General features: G+C 69.3%; 21 protein-coding genes. 11 read left to right on the plus strand and 10 right to left on the minus strand.

Annotation, left to right across the window (positions count from 1 at the left end; translation table 11 throughout):
• Positions 1-61 precede the first annotated feature (61 nt).
• Entirely contained in the window at positions 62-1357 is a 1296-nt protein-coding gene (locus RTY13_RS11205) for a YceI family protein (RefSeq protein WP_312783478.1), read from the minus strand.
• Between the two features lie 71 nt (positions 1358-1428).
• The gene (locus tag RTY13_RS11210; protein WP_312783479.1) at positions 1429-2136 is read right to left on the minus strand and encodes a YceI family protein; all 708 of its coding nucleotides are present in this window, start codon (positions 2134-2136) and stop codon (positions 1429-1431) included.
• 180 nt (positions 2137-2316) lie between these two features.
• Between RTY13_RS11210 and mutL the strand changes: the two genes are divergently transcribed.
• From mutL to RTY13_RS11230, 4 genes are all read left to right on the plus strand, one after another.
• On the plus strand, positions 2317-4230 hold the full coding sequence (gene mutL, locus RTY13_RS11215) for a DNA mismatch repair endonuclease MutL (protein ID WP_312783480.1): 1914 nt from the start codon (positions 2317-2319) through the stop codon (positions 4228-4230).
• 3 nt (positions 4231-4233) lie between these two features.
• On the plus strand, positions 4234-4671 hold the full coding sequence (locus tag RTY13_RS11220; protein WP_312783481.1) for an Rrf2 family transcriptional regulator: 438 nt from the start codon (positions 4234-4236) through the stop codon (positions 4669-4671).
• Positions 4672-4757: 86 nt separating this feature from the next.
• On the plus strand, positions 4758-5144 hold the full coding sequence (locus tag RTY13_RS11225) for a DUF1360 domain-containing protein (protein ID WP_312783482.1): 387 nt from the start codon (positions 4758-4760) through the stop codon (positions 5142-5144).
• Between the two features lie 63 nt (positions 5145-5207).
• Entirely contained in the window at positions 5208-5678 is a 471-nt protein-coding gene (locus RTY13_RS11230; RefSeq protein ID WP_312783483.1) for a low molecular weight protein-tyrosine-phosphatase, read from the plus strand.
• Here RTY13_RS11230 and RTY13_RS11235 read toward each other — a convergent pair.
• Positions 5668-6585: a kelch repeat-containing protein gene (locus RTY13_RS11235; RefSeq protein WP_312783484.1), complete on the minus strand. Its 918-nt coding sequence runs from the start codon at positions 6583-6585 to the stop codon at positions 5668-5670. The genes RTY13_RS11230 and RTY13_RS11235 overlap by 11 nt on opposite strands.
• Positions 6586-6867: 282 nt before the next feature.
• Here RTY13_RS11235 and RTY13_RS11240 point away from each other — a divergent pair, with 282 nt between their 5' ends.
• Positions 6868-7143, plus strand: a complete 276-nt coding sequence (locus tag RTY13_RS11240) for a YjhX family toxin (protein ID WP_312783485.1) — start codon at positions 6868-6870, stop codon at positions 7141-7143.
• Here the strand turns inward: RTY13_RS11240 and rsmD are convergent.
• From rsmD to RTY13_RS11255, 3 genes are read right to left on the minus strand one after another with little or no spacing between them, the layout of a single operon-like run.
• Positions 7126-7701: a 16S rRNA (guanine(966)-N(2))-methyltransferase RsmD gene (gene rsmD / locus RTY13_RS11245; protein WP_312783486.1), complete on the minus strand. Its 576-nt coding sequence runs from the start codon at positions 7699-7701 to the stop codon at positions 7126-7128. The two genes, RTY13_RS11240 and rsmD, sit on opposite strands and share 18 nt — an antisense overlap.
• Positions 7702-7703: 2 nt before the next feature.
• The gene (locus RTY13_RS11250; RefSeq protein WP_312783487.1) at positions 7704-8132 is read right to left on the minus strand and encodes a GFA family protein; all 429 of its coding nucleotides are present in this window, start codon (positions 8130-8132) and stop codon (positions 7704-7706) included.
• Between the two features lie 21 nt (positions 8133-8153).
• Complete coding sequence (locus RTY13_RS11255) at positions 8154-9671, minus strand: pseudouridine synthase (RefSeq protein WP_312783488.1); 1518 nt, start codon at positions 9669-9671, stop codon at positions 8154-8156.
• Here RTY13_RS11255 and tadA point away from each other — a divergent pair.
• Positions 9660-10142: a tRNA adenosine(34) deaminase TadA gene (tadA, locus tag RTY13_RS11260; protein ID WP_312783489.1), complete on the plus strand. Its 483-nt coding sequence runs from the start codon at positions 9660-9662 to the stop codon at positions 10140-10142. The genes RTY13_RS11255 and tadA overlap by 12 nt on opposite strands.
• A 30-nt stretch (positions 10143-10172) precedes the next feature.
• Positions 10173-10589, plus strand: coding sequence for an MliC family protein (locus RTY13_RS11265; protein ID WP_312783490.1), 417 nt, complete (start codon positions 10173-10175; stop codon positions 10587-10589).
• Here RTY13_RS11265 and RTY13_RS11270 read toward each other — a convergent pair.
• From RTY13_RS11270 to RTY13_RS11280, 3 genes are read right to left on the minus strand one after another with little or no spacing between them, the layout of a single operon-like run.
• Positions 10586-11173, minus strand: coding sequence for a GNAT family protein (locus tag RTY13_RS11270; RefSeq protein ID WP_312783491.1), 588 nt, complete (start codon positions 11171-11173; stop codon positions 10586-10588). The genes RTY13_RS11265 and RTY13_RS11270 overlap by 4 nt on opposite strands.
• A complete protein-coding gene (gene aroB, locus RTY13_RS11275) occupies positions 11170-12279 on the minus strand; it encodes a 3-dehydroquinate synthase (protein ID WP_312783492.1) in 1110 nt (369 codons plus the stop codon). The genes RTY13_RS11270 and aroB overlap by 4 nt, the downstream gene beginning before the upstream one ends.
• Positions 12276-12857, minus strand: a complete 582-nt coding sequence (locus RTY13_RS11280) for a shikimate kinase (RefSeq protein WP_312783493.1) — start codon at positions 12855-12857, stop codon at positions 12276-12278. Before RTY13_RS11280 ends, aroB begins: the two co-directional genes overlap by 4 nt.
• A gap of 60 nt (positions 12858-12917) precedes the next feature.
• Between RTY13_RS11280 and RTY13_RS11285 the strand changes: the two genes are divergently transcribed.
• The 4 genes from RTY13_RS11285 to RTY13_RS11300 all read left to right on the plus strand — a co-directional run bounded on the left by RTY13_RS11285 (position 12918) and on the right by RTY13_RS11300 (position 15995).
• Complete coding sequence (locus RTY13_RS11285) at positions 12918-13820, plus strand: tyrosine recombinase (RefSeq protein WP_312783494.1); 903 nt, start codon at positions 12918-12920, stop codon at positions 13818-13820.
• A gap of 83 nt (positions 13821-13903) precedes the next feature.
• Positions 13904-14854 carry an acetyl-CoA carboxylase carboxyltransferase subunit alpha gene (locus tag RTY13_RS11290; protein ID WP_312783495.1) on the plus strand — a complete coding sequence of 317 codons (951 nt, stop codon included), beginning with the start codon at positions 13904-13906 and terminating at the stop codon, positions 14852-14854.
• Positions 14855-14940: 86 nt separating this feature from the next.
• Complete coding sequence (locus tag RTY13_RS11295) at positions 14941-15516, plus strand: response regulator (RefSeq protein WP_312783496.1); 576 nt, start codon at positions 14941-14943, stop codon at positions 15514-15516.
• Positions 15513-15995 carry a chemotaxis protein CheE gene (locus RTY13_RS11300; protein ID WP_312783497.1) on the plus strand — a complete coding sequence of 161 codons (483 nt, stop codon included), beginning with the start codon at positions 15513-15515 and terminating at the stop codon, positions 15993-15995. Before RTY13_RS11295 ends, RTY13_RS11300 begins: the two co-directional genes overlap by 4 nt.
• Here the strand turns inward: RTY13_RS11300 and RTY13_RS11305 are convergent.
• Positions 15983-17869 (minus strand): ABCB family ABC transporter ATP-binding protein/permease, encoded by a 1887-nt coding sequence (locus RTY13_RS11305; protein ID WP_409450306.1) that lies wholly within the window; start codon positions 17867-17869, stop codon positions 15983-15985. The genes RTY13_RS11300 and RTY13_RS11305 overlap by 13 nt on opposite strands.
• Positions 17870-17912 lie beyond the last annotated feature (43 nt).

Genomic DNA, 17912 nt, shown 5'->3' on the forward strand with positions numbered 1-17912 from the left:
CGACGCAGCGCCTTGGGCGGTCCCGGATCGCCTCTAGAGGCGTCCGGGATGACGGCGAAGGTCAGCGCTTCGCCTTGACCTTGATCTCCACGCCAATCGCCTTGGACACCCAGTCCCCGCCCGCGTCAGACATCATGCCGAGATCCAGCGCCGTGCGATCCAGCTCCAGCTTTCCGGCCACAGTCGCCACGCCGTTAGCCTCGTCAAAGGTGAAGGGCAGAACCACCGGCAAGGTCGTCGCCTTGATCCGCAGCGTCCCCGCCGCCTCATAACGGTTGCCGCCCAGAGCCTTGAACGAAGCCGCCTCGAACCGCGCGGTCGGATAGGCGCTGGGGTCGAACCACTCGGCGCCGGTCAGGCTGCCTTCCTGGGTCGCATCGCCCGTCCTGGCCGTACCGGTCTTGACCAGAACCACGGCCTTGGAGCCCGCCAGATCGGCCGGATCGAACCAGACCTGCCCCTCCCACTGCTCGAACCGACCCTTGAAGGCCTTGCCCGCGTGGGTTCCGGTGAATTCGATGGTCGAGGCCGCCTGATCGATGGTCCAGGCCAACGCCGTCCCCGGCGTGACCGCAGCCTCGGCCTGAGCGGGCGCCGCCGCGGCATGGGCTTCGGCCCCTGCCCCTTCAGCCAGAGGCGCGGGCTTGGCCGCGATGCCGCCCGCCACGGCTAGCGCGGCGATGAAGCCGAGGCCCGCCAGACGTTCGGTCCGGCGCAGCAGCGGTTTGGGCTCGGGCGCGGTGCGGCCGTCGCCGTGCTTCAGCACCGGGATCATGTGGGCCAGAACCCCGTCGCGATTGATGAACTGGTGCTTCAGCGCCGCCCCGACGTGCAGCACGATAAGCACCACCGCGCCCCAGGCCATCAGACTGTGCGCCCCCATGGCCTGATAGGCCACGACCCGGCGCAGGCCTGCCGCCGCCTCGCCGATGAAGGGCAGGTGCGGCACGGTGAACAGGCCGAACCAGCTGGTCGCGACCGCCAGCGGCGTGTCCGTCGCCACCGCCCAGCCGGTCGAGACGTAGAGCCACCCCGTCAGCGGCAAGGCCAGCATCAGCCCATAGAAGGCCGCATGGGTCGCCCGCGCCGCAAACGTCTCCCAGGTCTTCATCTCAGCCGGCATCCCCGGCGTCCGGTGCGTCAGCCGCCAGGCCAGCCGCAGCGCTGTCAGCGCCAGGATCAGGAAACCGACCGACTTGTGAATCTGGAAAACGCGATAGGCCAGCGCCTGACTGCCCGGCTCGTTGATCGCCTCGCTCATCCACCAGCCCATCGGGATCATGGCGATGATGGCGATCGCGATGGCCCAGTGCAGGGCGATGGCGACAGGGGTGTAGCGGCTGGCGGACGCGGTCATGGCGAAACTCGCAGAATACTCATTGAAAAACGGGCGGGACCGTTCGGCCCCGCCCGCTCATTCGTCCCGGCTTAGGCCGCCGGGGCTGCGGCGGCCGGAGCGACCTGCTGCAGGAACTCGGCGTCGAAGCGGATGGTGACCTCGTCGCCCACCGGGCCCAGCGCCATGCCGAAGTCCGTGCGCTTGAACTTGCCTTCAGCCGCGAAGCCGAGGGTCGGGACCTGCATGAAGGGGTGCTTCTCGATCTCGCCGTTGAACGTCGCGTCCAGGGTCACCGGCTTGGTCACGCCCAGGAAGGTCAGGTCGCCCGTCACCTTGGCGGTGCGCGGACCCGTCAGCTCGACCTTGGTCGACTTGAAAGTGATCTGCGGGAAGGTGCCGGCGTTCAGGAAGTTCTTGTTCTTGGCGATGTCCTCGCTCCAGGTCTTGAAGCCCGAACCCGCGTGGGTGCCGGTGTAGTCGCCCGGATAGTTGGCGTCGACCGAAGCCGGGTCGATGCTGACCTCGACCGCGCTGTTGGCAAGGTTGGCCGGGTCCAGCGTGATCTTGGCGTCGAACTTGTTGAAGCGGGCCGTGTAGTTCGAGATCGTGTTGTGCGGCAGCGACCACTGCAGCGAGGCGTGGGTCGGGTCCATGACATAGACGCCGGCCGGGGCCTTCAGCTCGACCGGGGCGGTCGCGGCGGCGTCGGCGGCGGGAGCTTTGTCAGCGGCAGGTTGACCGCAGGCGGCCAGCAGGGCGGCGGCCGAAACGGCCAGGATGGCGGCTTTGATCTTCATGGGAGGACCTCGTTGGATGTTCAGGACTGGACACGAGGCCCAGAAACGGTTGCTCTGCCCGTCGGCGCGCCGCTCGGACTGCAACAGTATAAGTTGCGATTGCTGACCTTCAAGCCCCGTTCGCGCAAAAATGCGGATAGAGGTGCGCCCTGCGCGTCGCCCGCCTATCTTGCGACTCACATGCCCATTCGTCGCCTCCCCCCCGAAACCGTCAACCGCATCGCCGCCGGCGAGGTGGTCGAACGCCCCGCCAGCGCCATCAAGGAACTGGTCGAGAACGCGCTGGATGCAGGCGCGACGCGCGTCGAGATCCAGGCGGACGGCGGCGGTCTGACCCGCATCCTGATCGCCGACGACGGCAAGGGCATTCCGAAAGACGAGCTGCCCCTGGCGGTCGAGCGCCACGCCACGTCCAAGCTGGAGCCCGACGACGCCGGCGACGTGGACCTGCTGCGCATCCACACCCTCGGCTTTCGCGGCGAGGCCCTGCCCTCCATCGGCTCGGTCGCCCGCCTGACCATCACGACCCGCGCCCGCGACGAAGCCGACGCATGGGCTGTCACCGTGGATGGCGGCGATCAGCGCCCTGTGGCCCCCGCCGGCTTCCCCGGCCCGCACGGCGCCCGGGTCGAGGTCCGCGACCTCTTCTACGCCACCCCCGCGCGCCTCAAATTCATGAAGTCCGAGCGGTCCGAGGCCATGGCCATCTCGGAAGAGATCAAACGTCAGGCCATGGCCCACGAAGCCGTCGCCTTCACCCTGTCGCTGGACGGCAAGGTCACCCTGCGTCTGCCCGCCGAACATCCGGGCTTCGAGGGCCGCCTGAAACGCCTCGGCGCGCTGCTGGGCCGCGACTTCGAGGCCAACGCCCTGCTGATCGATCAGGAGCGCGACGGCGTACGCCTGTCCGGCTATGCGGGCCTGCCCACCTATTCGCGCGGCAATGCGGCGCACCAGTTTCTGTTCGTCAACGGCCGCCCGGTGCGCGACCGCCTGCTGCAAGGCGCATTACGCGGCGCCTACGCCGACTTCCTGGCCCGCGACCGGCACCCGGCGGCGGCCCTCTTCCTCGACATCGACCCGCTCTATGTCGATGTGAACGTCCACCCGGCGAAAGCCGAGGTCCGCTTCCGCGATCCGGCCCTGGTGCGCGGCCTGATCGTCGGCGCCCTGCGCCACGCCCTGCACGCAGCGGGCCACCGCGCCTCGACCACGGTCGCCGCCGACGCCCTGTCCGGCTTCCGCGCCCACACCGGCGAGGCGCTCCACACCCCCTCCTCGCCCTCGGCCCAGTCGTTCGGCAACGCGGCGCCCGGCTGGAGCGGCTGGCAGGGCTGGTCGCAACCGGCCGCCGCCGCCCAGAATCTGCCGGGGCTGAACGAGCGCTCGGCCCGCGTCGAGCACACCTGGAGCGGCGAAGCCGCCGCCCCCAGCTTCCGCACCCTCGGAGAAATTCAGGCCGAACACGCCGACCAGATCGCGCCCGGCGCCCAGACCCCGCCCGACCTGATCGACTATCCGCTCGGCGCTGCGCGCGCCCAGTTGCATGGCACCTATATCGTCGCCCAGACCCGCGACGGCCTGGTCGTGGTCGATCAGCACGCCGCCCACGAACGCCTCGTCTATGAACGGATGAAGACCCAGATGGCCAACGGCGCCGTCACCCGTCAGGCCCTGCTGACGCCCGAGGTGGTCGAGCTGGACCCCGCCGAGGCCGAGCGCGTCGCCGCCAAGGCCGAGGAACTGGCCGAGATGGGCCTGATCGTCGAGGCGTTTGGATCTGGCGCCGTCTTGGTGCGCGAAACCCCCGCCCTGCTCGGCGACACCGATGTTCAGGGCCTGATCCGCGACATCGCCGACGACCTGTCCGAACACGGCGCCGCCCTGTCGTTGAAGGAGCGGATGGCCGAGGTCTGCGGCACCATGGCCTGCCACGGCAGCGTCCGCGCCGGCCGCGTCCTTTCCGCCCCCGAAATGAACGCCCTGCTCCGCCAGATGGAGGCCACGCCCCACTCCGGCCAGTGCAACCACGGCCGCCCGACCTATGTGGAGCTGAAGCTCAACGACCTCGAGAAGCTATTCGGAAGGCGATAAAACATGCGCACAGACAGCCGCTTGTCGAGAATGCTTCATGTTTTGCTTCATATGGTGAGCAGCGAAACGCCCATGACCTCGGAGCAGGTCGCCGACATGCTGGGCACCAATTCCGCCGTCGTGCGACGCACCATGGCGGGTCTGCGCGAGGCCGGCTACGTCCGCTCGGAAAAGGGGCATGGCGGCGGCTGGCGGCTGGACTGCGATCTGGAAAAGATCACCCTCCTCGACGTCCTTCGGGCGGTCGGCACGGAGCGTCTCTTCACCATCGGTTTTGATAACGACGCCCCGGACTGCGCCGTAGAGCGCGCCGTCAACGCTTCGGTCGCTTCGGCCATGCACCGCGCCGAACAGGTTCTGATCGAAGGGTTCCGGGCCATCACCTTGGCCGATCTCGCCGGGCGCTTCCGCGCCGAAGCCGGCATGCCCGCCCACAGCTAACCCATTTAGCCAATGCGCTCCGCCGCATTGACCCTTCGCGGCACATTACGTATCTTTTAAAGATACATGATTTACCTGGAGCCCCAATGACCGAGATTCTGACCTCCCCCGCCGCCCATGGCCTTTGGATCTGCCTGGTCCTGGCCATCGCATCCGCCAGCGTGTCGATCACCCTGACCCAGACCGAACTGTTCGCGCCGCTGCGGGCCGCCGCCAACAAGGTCGGCCATATGATCGGCCACCTATTCCACTGCTTCTACTGCATCAGCCACTGGGTCGTGATCGCCGGCATCGCCGTCTATCGCCCCGTCATCATCTCCAGCGGCGTTCCGGTCATCGACTGGACCGTCTCGGCCTTCTTCACCATCGCCCTGACCGCCCTCTTCTGCGGCATGATCTTCAAGGTCTTCCTCGCCGCCATGAGCAAGAAGGCGACAGAACACGAGCTCAAGAAGACCCTGGCCCAGAGCTGATCCGCCGCTAGGCGACGAAGGGATCGGGTGGCGCGGCGAGCCTCGCCTTGATAGGCAGGATGCATGACCCCGTCCGTCCTCTTCGTCTGCCTCGGCAACATCTGTCGCTCGCCCTTGGCAGAGGCCGCTTTCCGCGAAGAGGCCCGCCGCCTGAAGCTGGACGTGGTGGTCGATTCCGCCGGCACCGGCGGCTGGCATGTCGGCGAACCGCCCGATCCGCGTGCCCAGGCCGTGGCCCGCAGGAACGGCGTCGATATCTCCAGCCTGCGGGGTCGACAGGTAAAACCCGCCGACTTCCGCCGCTTCTCCCACGTGGTGGCGCTGGACAAGGACAACCTCGCCAACCTTCGCCGCCTCGCCCCTACCGACGCCACTGCGGATCTCAGCCTGCTGCTCGATCACGTCGAGGGCCGCGAGGGACAGCCGGTGGCTGATCCCTATTTCGGCGACGATGACGGTTTCGACGTCACCTGGGCGGACGTGACGGCCGGGGCGCGGGGCCTGGCCGCCGCGTTGCGGCGCCTCAGAGACTGAGCGCCTCGACGATCCCGCTGGCCCTGCCGCCCGACGCCACCTCGCCGCCGCCGATGGCGTAAACCGTTCCGTTAACGCTGGCAGCCGCCAGGCCGTGACGCGGCGTGCGCATCGGCGGTCCCGCCGTCCAGGCGTCGCGCGTCGGGTCATAGATCCAGGTCTCGGCGAAGACCCCGCCCCCGCGCCCTTCGAACCATTCGCCGCCAAAGGCGACCAGCCTGCCGCCCACTTCCGCCATAGCCAGCCCGCCGCCGACCTGCCGCCCTGTCGCTGGCGAGACCGGAATGGGCGCCAGCTTGTCCCACCGGTCCGCAGCTGGATCGTAACGGTCCAGTCGCCCCGTGCCTCCGCCCTCGACCGTACGCCCCCCGGCCACGAACAGCTTGCCGTCCAGCACAGCGCCCGCCGCGCTGTTGCGGGCCACGGGCGCCGGTCGAGCCCTGTCCCAGCGGTTGGCGGCGGCGTCGAACACCAGATGGGTCGCCACGTCGCCCTGATCGTTCCACTGACCGTTGACCTCGCCCTTGGGCGAACGACCGGTGACCAGATGCACCCGGTCGCCCAGCGACAGCCCCACCGTCTCGCACAGCCGTTCCGGCATCTGCCCGACCTGGGCCCACACGCCCCGATCGATGGCCCAGACATCCGTCATGGCGGTCCATTCTCCGCCGTCGCGGCGGTCATAGCCGCCGAAGGCCCAGACCCGACCGGCCGCCGCCGCCAGCATCGGATGATGGCGCGGCTGCGGCAGACGCGGCCCCTCGCTCCAACGGTCAGCGGCGGCGTCGTAGATCGCCGTCCGGTCGTTGATGTGCAGCCCGCCTGTCGCGGCGCGCACCAGTCCGCCCGCGACGGTGATGTGTCCATCGTGCGCCGCACAATAGATCTCCTGCGTCGGCCAGGGCATCGCGGATCGGGACGCCCAGCCCGTCCCGGCTCGACCGACAGATGGGGCGACCGTCGCAGCTGCGGTCGTGGCGAGAAAGGCGCGGCGATCAAGCTGAGTCATGGCCCGGAGCCTAGCCGCGGACCGCCGTTTCGACTAGAAGGCGGTCATTCCCCCAATGGGACCGAACCATGCGTGAGATTGTAGCCACGGCATAGGTCCGGACGCTGCACGTCCGAGGCCTTTTTGAGCCCGCCCGCCGAACCGGCGAAGGCGCGTGTTTTCTCATGCCTTGGAAATCCCATGAACATCTCCCGTGCGGAACAACGCACGCTCCACGCCCTGGCCCAGGGCGGCTGTATTCTGCTGGAACGCGACGATCAGGGCCGCATCATCGCCGCCCGCTGCTTCACCCGCGAAGGCTGGGTGCTGGACGGCTGCAATCTCGAGCAATGGCGCAGCCTGAAGCGCAAGGGCGTCATCAAGTCGCGAAACGGCGGCCCCTATGTCGTCAATCGCGACGGCCTGAGCCGCCTGCGCAGCCAGTTGGACAACCGCGTCTCAGGACGCGGCTTCTGACACCCTGAGGAAAAGGACGCGCGCGGCGCCATAGTCGCGCGCGTCCAGACGCTCATAGCCCGGCGTGTCGATGTCCGGTTCATCCGAGCCGCGCTCGAACACGACGATGGCGCCGGGTTTCAGCCACTGGCCTTCACGCAGCCGCTGCAAGGTTTGTTCACCCAGGCCCTTGGCGTAGGGCGGATCGAGGAAGGCCAGGTCGAAGGCCTCGCCCACCGAGCCGGGACGCTCCCCCAGGTCAATGGCGCTGCGGCGATGCACGCGCGCCCGGCCGAACAGGCCATAGGCGTCCATGTTCTCGCGGATCACGCCGCGTGCGCCGTCGTCGATCTCGACGAACAGGGCGAAGGCCGCCCCGCGCGACAGGGCCTCGAAGCCCAGGGCGCCCGACCCGGCGTAGATGTCCATGACCCGCGCCTCGTGCAGGCCATCAGCCCAGGAGGCGTGTTCCAGCACGTTGAAGATGGCCTGACGCGCCCGGTCCGAAGTCGGGCGCGTGTTCTGGCCCTCGGGCGCGATGATGGCGCGCCCCTTCAGGCTGCCTGCAACGATCCGCATGTTCAGCCTTCTTCCGACGCGTACAGAGCCTCGACCTCCGCGCCGGTCAGGCGCGGGCGGTCGCCGGCGAAGTCATAGTTTGCGGGCTTGGAGTCGATGTAGATCTCGTCCTCGAAGGCGAAGACCGAGGGATCGTCGAAGGCCTGGACCGAGACCATGGTCATGCCCCCTGCCTTCAGACGCCAGAACAGGCCCGTCCCGCAGGTCGGGCAGAACTGGCGTTCCGCCCATTCCGACGAGTCGTAGGTGGCGACGGAACCAGCAACCTCGAGGCTGTCGCCGCAGTTGACGCTCAGCGAAACCCCGCCCGAAATCCGGCGACAGCTCTCGCAGTGACAGGCATGCATCCCGCCCTGCGGCGCGGCGGTGAAGGTCACCGCCCCGCACAGGCAACGGCCCGCCAGACGCGCGCCGTCCTTGCCCTCGACCATGGTCAGCCCTCCGTCCAGCCCTTAGCCGCGGTCGCGCGGACCGCCGCGACCGCCCGAAGGCTTGCCGCCGAAGGGTTTGCCGCCGCCGGGGCGCGAGCCGCCGCCCGGCTTGCCGCCGAAGCCGCCGGGCTTGCCGCCCGAACGCGGTTTGAAGTCCCGCTGGGGCCGATCGCCGAAACCGCCTTCACGCGGCTTGAACCCGCCCTTGGCGCCGTCACGCGGCGCGCGGCGGTCGTCGATGAACTGATCGCTGCGGGGCTCGCGGTTGAAGGGCTTGCGCGGACGATCCGCCCATTCGCCGCCCTCGGCGGCTTGCGGCCGGGCGCGCGGCTTGAAGGTCTTGGTGTGCTCGAACTTCGGCGTCGCCTTGGCCCAGCCTTCCTTCTTGGCGGGGCGCTCGCGGCGGTCGACCGCGTCGGCCTGCGCCTCCGTGGCGGCGCGGACACGGCTGGGCTTACGCGACGGATCAGACATGGCCGAGCCCGACTTGCCCGTCACGATCGGCGACGAGGTGCGGCGACCGGGGATCGGCGCGGGGGTCGAAACCGTGTTGCCGGTCGGCAGGTTCTCGGGCCGGATGTAGTCGGCCAGCATCTCGCGGATGACGCGCGGGCCGACTTCCTCAACCGCCCCGACCGGCAAGGTGCCGAGCTGGAACGGGCCATAGGCCAGACGGATCAGGCGGTTCACCGTCAGCCCCACCGACTCCAGCACCTTGCGGACCTCGCGGTTCTTGCCTTCGGTGATCGAGACGCTAATCCACAGGTTGGCCGACGACTTTTCGCCCTCGCCCTTTTCCTTGGCCTTATCGATGGTCGCTTCCATCGGGCCGTAGTGGACGCCGTCGATGGTGCAGCCGGTCTTCAGCTTGTCCAGCTGCTCCTGGGTGATGCGGCCGCGGGCGCGGGCGCGATAGTGGCGCACCAGGGCCGTGTCGGGCATTTCCAGCGCCCGGCTCAGCTCGCCGTCATTGGTCAGCAGCAGCAAGCCTTCGGTGTTCAGATCGAGACGTCCGACCGAGATCACGCGCGGCAGACCGCTGGGCAGGGCGTCGAACACGGTCGGGCGGCCCGCCGGATCGTTGTGGCTGGTGATCAGACCTGCCGGCTTGTGATAGCGCCAGACGCGCGTCGCCTGAGCCGAGCCCATGGGCTTGCCGTTCACGGTGATGACGTCGTCGCGCGTCACCAGGGTCGCCGGCGTGTCCAGGATGCGGCCGTTGACCGCCACCTTGCCCAGACCGATCAGGCGCTCGACCTCGCGGCGCGAGGCGATGCCGGCGCGGGCCATGGCCTTGGCGATTCGCTCGCTGCGCAGCGGAGCGACGGGTTCCTTGGCCGCTTTCGGCCCGCCCTTGCCGGCGCCCTTCACAAAAGGCTTGTCGCCGCGATCATCCTTGCGATCGCCGCGCGGCGGGCCTTTCCGGTCTCCGAAGCCGCCCTTGTCCGGGCGCGCGTCGGCGAATTTGCGGGGGCCGCGCGGGCCGTCGTCTTGACGGGAGCGGGGCTTCTTGTCGTTGTCTTTGGGATGGCGATCCATGATGAGCGGTTCATGAGCATGGCGCTCGACTTGGCGCAAGCGGCGGCGCAAGCGGGCGAAGTGCCCGTGGGCGCGATAATTGTCGACGAAATGACCGGCGAAGTGCTTGGTCGCGGGCAAAACGGCCCCATAACCGCCCATGATCCGACAGCTCATGCCGAAATCGTCGCCCTGCGAGATGCGGCGGCGAAGTTGCAGAATTATCGCCTTACGGACCTCACCCTCTACGTCACGCTGGAACCTTGCGCCATGTGCGCCGGCGCGATCAGCCACGCCCGCATCGGCCGCGTGGTCTGGGGGGCGGACGATCCCAAGGGCGGCGCGGTGATCCACGGCGGGCGCTTCTTCGATCAGCCGACCTGCCACTGGCGACCGACGACCGAGGGCGGTGTTCTGGCCGAGCCCGCCGCCGACGCCCTGCGCGCCTTCTTCCGGGCGAGACGCGGAACACGCGCCGCTGCGGGACGTTGACGCGATAAGCTTGACCTTGGAGGCCTCCGCTTGTCGCACCCGCTCCTTCGCGCCGCTCCGGCCTTCATCCTGACCGCCCTGGTCGCCGCCTGCGGGCCGGAACCTCGCGAAGCCCCAACCGACGGCGACGCCGTGCGCGAACGCGCCGTCGAGGCCCAGACCGCCCGCAAACGCACCGGCGCCGAGCTTCAGGACCGCGCCCTGAACCGCGTCATCCGCACCGTCTATCTGTGCAACAACAGCGAGCGCCTGTCGGTGGACTTCGACAATCCGCGCCGGATGGCGACGGTGCGCAACTCGTCGGGCGAAGCGGTCGATTTGTTCCAGGAACGCGCCGCTGACGGCATCTGGTATCGCGCCAGCGGCTACGAGCTGCGCGGCAAGGGCGTTCAGTCGACCTGGACCGCCGACGGTCGCGAACCGACCGAATGCCGGGCCGTGGACTAGGCGAACTTCGCCAGCCGCTCATCCAGCCTGCCCCGCACCTCGGGCCAGTCCTCGTCCAGAACCGCGAACTGGGCCGTGTCGCGCACGCGGCCGGTCCATGTGATCTTGTGCTTCCTCAGCACGCCCTCGTCGCGCGCGCCCAGCTTGCGGATGGCGGCGGCGCTGGCGGCGTTCTGGGCGTCGGTGATGATCTCGACCCGCACCGCGCCGCTGGAAAAGGCGTAGTCGAGCAACAACCGCTTGCACGCCGGATTGACCGCCCCGCCGCGCGCATCGGGCCGATAGAAGGTCGAGCCGATCTCGCAACGCCGATGCTCCGGCTTGATCTCATAGAGGCTGGTCGTGCCGACCACCGCGCCGTCGCTGAGCCGCCGCACGGCGAAGGCGATGCGCGAGCCGCTGGCCATCGCCTGCAGCGCCGCCGCCCACCAGCCGTCGAAATGCTCGCCGTATGCCGCGCCGACCATGCCGTTCCAGGCCTCGGCATCACAGTCCAGGGCCGCCCTCACCTCGCCCTCCAGCCCCGCCGTGAACGGCTCCAGCCGAACAAAGCGATTTTCAAGAACGACGGGGCTCAACTTCACGCGGCCGCGCCTTCCTCGATCAGGAAGGCCCGCACCGCCTCGGCGTCCACGTCCTTGTCGGTGAAGGCGTCGCCGATGGCCCGCGCCAGAATCAGCGTCAGCCGTCCGCCCTCGGCCTTCTTGTCCCCGGCCATCCGCCCGATCAGGGCGTCAGCGTCAAAGACCTGACCCACATCGGCCAGCCGCGTCGGCAGACCCGCCGCCTTGATCCCGACCTCGGCCTTCTCGGCGTCCGCCGCCGAACACAGCCCCTGACGCGCCGAATACCGGAACGCCATGGCGCAGCCCAGGGCCACCGCCTCGCCGTGGGTCAGGGCGTCGCCAAAACCCAGCTCGGCCTCCAGTGCGTGCCCAAAGGTATGCCCCAGGTTCAGCAAGGCGCGCCGCCCCGCCTCCTTCTCGTCCTCGCCGACGATCTGCGCCTTGATCTCGACCGAGCGGATCACCGCCCGCTCCAGGGCGTCTGGGTCGCCCTCGGCGCCCGAAGCCCCCTCTCCGCCCAGCCAGTCGAAGAAGGCCGCGTCGCAGATCAGCCCGTGCTTCAGCACCTCGGCCCAGCCCGAGCGCACCTGCCGCACCGGCAGGGTGGCCAGGGCCTCGATGTCGGCCAGCACCAGACGCGGCTGGTGGAAGGCGCCGATCAGATTCTTGCCGCGCGGCGTGTCGATGGCCGTCTTGCCGCCGACCGAGGAATCCACCTGGGCCAGCAGGGTCGTCGGAACCTGCACGAAGTCGATGCCGCGCATGAACAGGGCCGCCGCCAGCCCGGCCAGATCGCCCACGACCCCGCCGCCCAGGGCCACGACCAGGCTCTTGCGATCCAGCCCCTCGGCCAGCAGCCGATCCAGCACTGCTTCCAGTTGCTCGAACGACTTGGACGCCTCGCCCGCCGGAACCGTCACGATCCCAGTCGCCAGCCCCGCGCCTTCCAGCGCCGCCCTAACAGTCTCGCCGCGGATCGCCGCCACCGTCTCGTCGCTGACGATAAAGGCCCGCGTCGGCTTCAACGCCGCGACCCGCGCCCCGGCCTCTTTCAGCAGCCCGCGCCCGACCACGACCTCATAGGCGGCGAAGCCCTCGCCCCCGACCGGGATCGTCGTCGTCATCGCTTGCTCTCCTCGCGGGCGTGGCGCCGCAGTTCTCGAATGATGGCCTCGACCGCCTGGCCGTGCGAGCCGCCGCCGACGTCCACCGTCAGGTCGGCCTCGGCGTAAATGGGGTAGCGGGCCTCGGCCAGCTGGCTCAGGGCCTCCAGCGGATCGCGTCCGCGCAGCAGGGGCCGGGTGTCGCGCCGCTGCACGCGTTCGGCAATCACCTTCAGGTCAGCCCGCATCCAGACGCTGACCGAATGCTTCTTCATCAATGCCCGCGTCTCGGGGTTCATCATGGCCCCGCCGCCGGTCGCCAGGACAATGGGCGGGCCTTCCAGCAGGCGGCGCATGATTCGCGCCTCGCCCGCCCGGAACTCGGCCTCGCCCCGGCTGGCGAAGATTTCGCTGACGCTCATGCCGGCGGCGGCCTCGATCTCGTGGTCGCCGTCGTGGAAGGGCAGACCCAGCCGCTGCGCCAGTCTGCGTCCCACCGTCGATTTTCCCACGCCCATCAGCCCCACCAGGCTTATGGTGCGGTCAGGCGTCAAGGACGGCGACAGGGGCGAGGAATCGGGCGAGGCGTCGGCAGGCATGGTTCCACTATTCTCTACACGACCCGGCCGTTCGCTCCACACCTGTGTTGAGCGCGCCGCATGACGCCCCAGGTCGAGGCCTTTCTGGAAATGATGGCGGTCGAGCGCGACGCCTCGCCCCACACCCTGTCCGCCTATGGCCGCGACCTGGCCGACGCCGAGGTCTGGCTGTCGGATGCTGGCGGCCTGATGGACGCGTCTCAGGAAGCGGTCGAGGCCTGGTTCGCTGACCTGTCCCGGCGCGGCCTGTCGGCGGCCACGGCGGCGCGCAGGCGATCTTCCGTGCGTCAGTTCTACCGCTTCGCCCTGGGCGAAGGCTGGCGCAGCGACGACCCCTCCCGCCGCATCGACGCCCCCAAACAGGGCCGCAGCCTGCCAAAAACCCTCAGCCGCGACGAGATTGAGGCCCTGCTGGCCGCCGCCGGCGCCGCCGACAGCGCGGCGGGCCTGCGTCTCGTCGCCTTGGTGGAAATGGCCTACGCCTCAGGCCTGCGCGTGTCCGAGCTGCTGGCGCTCAAGGTCGAGGCCGTGCGCCGCGATCCGGCCTATCTGATCGTGCGCGGCAAGGGCGGCAAGGAGCGGCTGGCCCCGCTGAACGCCGCGGCCCGCCACTCCATCAAGGCCTGGCTGGACGCCCGCGACGCCGCGCGCAAGCCGAACACACCCGACACCGTCTGGCTCTTCCCCTCGCACGGCAAGACCGGCTGCCTGACGCCTCGCCGCTTCGCCCAACTGCTGGATCAGGCGGCGCTGGCGGCCAATATCGACCCGGCCCGCGTCAGCCCCCACGTCCTGCGCCACGCCTTCGCCACCCACCTGCTGGAAGGCGGCGCCGACCTGCGCGTGGTCCAGACCCTGCTGGGCCACGCCGACATCTCAACCACCCAGATCTACACCCACGTGGCGACCGACCGCCTCGCCCAGGTCGTGCATTCCAAACATCCCCTGGCGAAGGACGACTGAACCCGGCTTGCCCCGCGGCGTTCACCGCTCTAGTTTCCGCCGCTTTCCGTAGCGCCAACCGCGCTTCTCCTCACGGACGCCTTATGGCCACGCACTATCTCGAATTCGAAAAGCCCATCGCCGAGCTGGAAGCCAAGATCGCGGAGCTGTCGCATCTGGCCCCGACCAGCGGCTCGTTCGAGACCGAGATCGCCGCCCTGCGCAAGAAGGCCGACGCCCTGCGGGTGAAGACCTACGCCAACCTCGACCCCTGGATGCGCACCCAGGTCGCGCGCCACCCGCAGCGTCCGCACTTCGTCGACTATATCGAAGGCCTGTTCACCGACTTCGTGGAACTGCACGGCGACCGTCAGTTCGGCGACGACCAGGCCATCCTCGGCGGTCTGGCCCGCTTCCGCGGTCAATCCGTCGTGGTCATGGGCCACGAAAAGGGTCACGACACCCAGACCCGCATCACCCACAACTTCGGCATGGCCCGCCCCGAGGGCTATCGCAAGGCCGTCCGTCTGATGGACATGGCCGAGCAGTTCGGCCTGCCGGTCCTGACCTTCGTCGACACCGCCGGCGCCTATCCGGGCCTCGGCGCCGAGGAGCGCGGCCAGGCCGAGGCCATCGCCCGCTCGACCGAGCGCGGTCTGACCCTGGGCGTCCCCTCCATCGCCACGGTGACGGGCGAAGGCGGTTCGGGCGGCGCCATCGCCATCGCCGCCGCCAGCCGCGTCCTGATGCTGGAGCACTCCATCTATTCGGTCATCTCGCCCGAGGGCGCGGCCGGCATCCTGTGGCGCGACGGCACACGGGCCAAGGACGCCGCCATGGCCATGAAGATCACCGCTCCCGATCTGATGGCGATGAAGATCGTCGACCGCGTCATCCCCGAGCCCATGGGCGGCGCCCACACCGCGCGCGATCAGGCCATCAAGTCCGTCGGCGACGTGCTGGAAGACGAACTGAAGTCCCTGTCGTCGCTGTCGGCGGACCAGATCCGCAAGGCCCGCGCCGACCGCTTCTACGCCATCGGCCGTCTGGGCTGATCGCGCATTGCGCGGCGGCGTCGCGCCGCCGAAGCTGACGCCATGCGATTCGGTTCCTCCTCATCCCTGAACCTCGGGGCCTCGTCATGCGCGGCATGAACGGAGTCGGCGAATCGCTGCGCGAAAGCGCGGTGTTCAACTTCGCAGGCGCGGTGACCATGGTCATCGACGATTCGCCCTTCGCGCTGGAGCTGACGGCCCAGGCCATTCTCGGCTTCGGCATCAAGGTGCGCCACGCCTGCGCCAGCGCGGCCGAGGCCATCGCCGTCCTGCGCGACCATCCGGTCGATCTGATCCTGGTCGACTGCGAAATGCCGGGCATGAGCGGCTATGAGTTCGTGCGCTGGCTGCGCCGCTCCGGACTGGAGCCCAACGCCTTCGCCCCGGTCATCATGACCGCCGCCCACGTGCGGCGTTCCAAGGTGGCCGAGGCCCGCGACTGCGGCGCCAACTTCCTGATCACCAAGCCGTTCAGCGCCGGCGTTCTGCTGGAACGCATCGTCTGGGTCGCCCGCGACGCTCGCCCCTTCCTTGAAGTCGGCGACTATTTCGGGCCTGATCGTCGCTTCCATGCGGTTCCCTGGGACGGCCCCGAGCGCCGCGTCGAGGAAATCCGCAAGGCGGAATTCGAAACTCAACGCAGAGCGTCGATCGAACTATGACCGTCATCACGCACAACCGCCGTCGCTCGCGCCTCTCTACCCTGATCGACCAGCCCGGCGGCGTCAGCGCCGGCGTCGCCCTGGCCCAGGCCAAGGCCAACCTGGCCGAGATGGAAACGCGCAGCCGGGCGGTGATCGAGGAACAGGTCGCGGCCTTGGCCGCGTTGCAACCGGCCGCCGCGCTCGAGGAAGCCTCACGCGTCCTCGATCAGGCCTATGACCATTCCAGCGCCGTGATCGACGCCGCCGGCCCGTTCGAGCTGAAAGACTTGTGCGCCGCCGCCGCCAACCTGTGCGACCTGATCGACGCGGCGCCCGAGGACAGGCCCTTCGACTGGCGCATCGTCACCGTCCACGCCCAGGCCCTGCGCCTGTTGCTGACCTTGCCCACCGACGCCGCCGAGGCCCGCACCCAGGTCCTGGCCAGCCTCAAGGACGTGCTGAAGGCCAAGGTTCCGGGCGTGGCTCAGTCCGACTGAACCTGGCTTTTCGCGCCGCGCGTCTGCTTGCGCCACAGGCTGGCGTATTCCCCGCCCTGACGCGCCACCAGTTCGTGATGGGCCCCGCGCTCGACGATCCGCCCGGCCTTCAGCACTAGAATCTGCTCGGCGTCGGCCACGGTCGACAGGCGGTGCGCCACCACCAGGGTCGTGCGCCCCGCCCGCGCCTTGCGCAGCGTCTTCTGGATCGCCGCCTCGGTGCGGCTGTCCAGGGCGCTGGTGGCCTCGTCCAGGATCAGGATGCAGGGATCGGCCAGCAGGGCGCGGGCGATGCCGACGCGCTGACGCTCGCCGCCTGACAGCTTCAAACCGCGCTCGCCCACCCGCGTCTCCATGCCTTCGGGCAGGTTGCGGATGAAGTCGGCCAGTTCCGCCGCCTCGGCCGCCGCCCAGATAGCCGCCTCGTCGGCGTCCGGCCGGGCGAAGGCGATGTTGGCGCGGATGCTGTCGTTAAACAGGGCCACATCCTGCGGCACCAGGGCCACGGCGGCTCTCAGAGAGGCCTGCGTCACCGACCGGGCATCCCGCCCGTCGATCAGCACGCGCCCTTCCTGCGGATCCAGAAGGCGCAGGGCCAGCTTGACGATAGTGGACTTGCCCGCTCCCGACGGCCCTACCAGGGCCGTGGTCGTGCCGGCCGGGGTGACGAAGCTGACGTCGTCGAGCCCCGCAGCCCGCGCGTCGTGGCGGAAGCCGACATGGTCGAACACGACCTCGGCCCCGCAGCCGCTGGCGGGACGCGGCAGGGCGACTGCGTCGGGCGCATCGGCCACCTGGGGCGCCTGACGCGTCACCTTCAGCATCTCCTCCATGTCGATGAAGGACTGGCGGATTTCCCGATAGGCGAAGCCCAGGATGTTGAGCGGCGCATACAGGGAAATCATGATCAGCACCGCCGCCGTCACGTCGCCCGGCCCCATCCGCCCGGCCGCCGCCTCGAACCCGGCCATGACGGCCATGATCCCGAGGCCGACGTTCATGATCAGGCCCTGGACCAGGTTCAGCGTCGCCAGCGAGGTATTGGCCTTCAGCGCCGCGTCCACATAGGTCGACAGCGACCGGTCATAGGCCTCGGCGGCCCGTCCCTCGGCCCCGAACGACTTGACCGTCTCATAGTTCAGCAGGGCGTCGACGCTCAGACCCGCCGCCTCGCTGTCGGCGGCGTTCATGGCGCGTCGGTGCTCCAGTCGCCAGTTGGCCATGGCGAAGGTCGCGACCGCATAGACCGCCACCACCCCGATCGCCACCGCGCCGAACCGCCAGTCGTACTTGCCGCTCAGCACCGCCGCCGCCAGCACCAGTTCGACCACGGTCGGCCCCAGGTTGAACACCAGAATCCGCAGCAGGAAGTCCACGGCCCGCGAGCCGCGATCCATGACCCGCGACAGGGCGCCCGAACGCTTGGTCTGGTGAAAGTCCAGCGACAGGCTCAGCGCGTGAGCGAAGGTCTCCGCCGCCGTCCGGCGCTGCGCCGCCGCCCGAACCGGTGCGAACACCACGTCCGACAGTTGCGGCGTCGCGGCCGACAGGAACCGCACCACGGCCCAACCCACGGCGAAGGCGGCGAAGCCCCAGCCCACGGCCGCCGCCGCGCCCTGCCCCGCCGCCAGATGATTGACTGCCGCGCCCAGAATCAGCGGAGCCGCCACGCCCAGCGCCTTGCCCGCCAGCGTCAGTCCGATCGCGCCGCTCACGCGCCACGGCAGTTGCGGCGCGCCCGAGCGCGCGACCACGCGCAGCAGATCGGCCAGCGCCTGATGGGTCGGCGGCGCCTCCTGCTTCACCTCGGCCTGTCCGGCGGCCATCGCCTTGACCGTGGAGTCGCCCCGTCGGCCCGATCGTTCACCGCGCATCTTCATGCTCCAGCATATGGGCTGCGCCTGGCCGGAGAGAAAG

Origin of the sequence: Brevundimonas sp. (assembly GCF_032055285.1) — a bacterium.
GTDB lineage: Bacteria > Pseudomonadota > Alphaproteobacteria > Caulobacterales > Caulobacteraceae > Brevundimonas.

Coding starts and splice junctions, on each gene's coding strand:
- RTY13_RS11205 (WP_312783478.1), bottom strand. CDS start 1,357: ATGACCGCGTCCGCCAGCCGCTACACCCCTGTCGCCATCGCCCTGCAC.
- RTY13_RS11210 (WP_312783479.1), bottom strand. CDS start 2,136: ATGAAGATCAAAGCCGCCATCCTGGCCGTTTCGGCCGCCGCCCTGCTG.
- mutL (WP_312783480.1), top strand. CDS start 2,317: ATGCCCATTCGTCGCCTCCCCCCCGAAACCGTCAACCGCATCGCCGCC.
- RTY13_RS11220 (WP_312783481.1), top strand. CDS start 4,234: ATGCGCACAGACAGCCGCTTGTCGAGAATGCTTCATGTTTTGCTTCAT.
- RTY13_RS11225 (WP_312783482.1), top strand. CDS start 4,758: ATGACCGAGATTCTGACCTCCCCCGCCGCCCATGGCCTTTGGATCTGC.
- RTY13_RS11230 (WP_312783483.1), top strand. CDS start 5,208: ATGACCCCGTCCGTCCTCTTCGTCTGCCTCGGCAACATCTGTCGCTCG.
- RTY13_RS11235 (WP_312783484.1), bottom strand. CDS start 6,585: ATGCCCTGGCCGACGCAGGAGATCTATTGTGCGGCGCACGATGGACAC.
- RTY13_RS11240 (WP_312783485.1), top strand. CDS start 6,868: ATGAACATCTCCCGTGCGGAACAACGCACGCTCCACGCCCTGGCCCAG.
- rsmD (WP_312783486.1), bottom strand. CDS start 7,701: ATGCGGATCGTTGCAGGCAGCCTGAAGGGGCGCGCCATCATCGCGCCC.
- RTY13_RS11250 (WP_312783487.1), bottom strand. CDS start 8,132: ATGGTCGAGGGCAAGGACGGCGCGCGTCTGGCGGGCCGTTGCCTGTGC.
- tadA (WP_312783489.1), top strand. CDS start 9,660: ATGGCGATCCATGATGAGCGGTTCATGAGCATGGCGCTCGACTTGGCG.
- RTY13_RS11255 (WP_312783488.1), bottom strand. CDS start 9,671: ATGGATCGCCATCCCAAAGACAACGACAAGAAGCCCCGCTCCCGTCAA.
- aroB (WP_312783492.1), bottom strand. CDS start 12,279: ATGACGACGACGATCCCGGTCGGGGGCGAGGGCTTCGCCGCCTATGAG.
- RTY13_RS11280 (WP_312783493.1), bottom strand. CDS start 12,857: ATGCCTGCCGACGCCTCGCCCGATTCCTCGCCCCTGTCGCCGTCCTTG.
- RTY13_RS11285 (WP_312783494.1), top strand. CDS start 12,918: ATGACGCCCCAGGTCGAGGCCTTTCTGGAAATGATGGCGGTCGAGCGC.
- RTY13_RS11290 (WP_312783495.1), top strand. CDS start 13,904: ATGGCCACGCACTATCTCGAATTCGAAAAGCCCATCGCCGAGCTGGAA.
- RTY13_RS11295 (WP_312783496.1), top strand. CDS start 14,941: ATGCGCGGCATGAACGGAGTCGGCGAATCGCTGCGCGAAAGCGCGGTG.
- RTY13_RS11300 (WP_312783497.1), top strand. CDS start 15,513: ATGACCGTCATCACGCACAACCGCCGTCGCTCGCGCCTCTCTACCCTG.
- RTY13_RS11305 (WP_409450306.1), bottom strand. CDS start 17,869: ATGCGCGGTGAACGATCGGGCCGACGGGGCGACTCCACGGTCAAGGCG.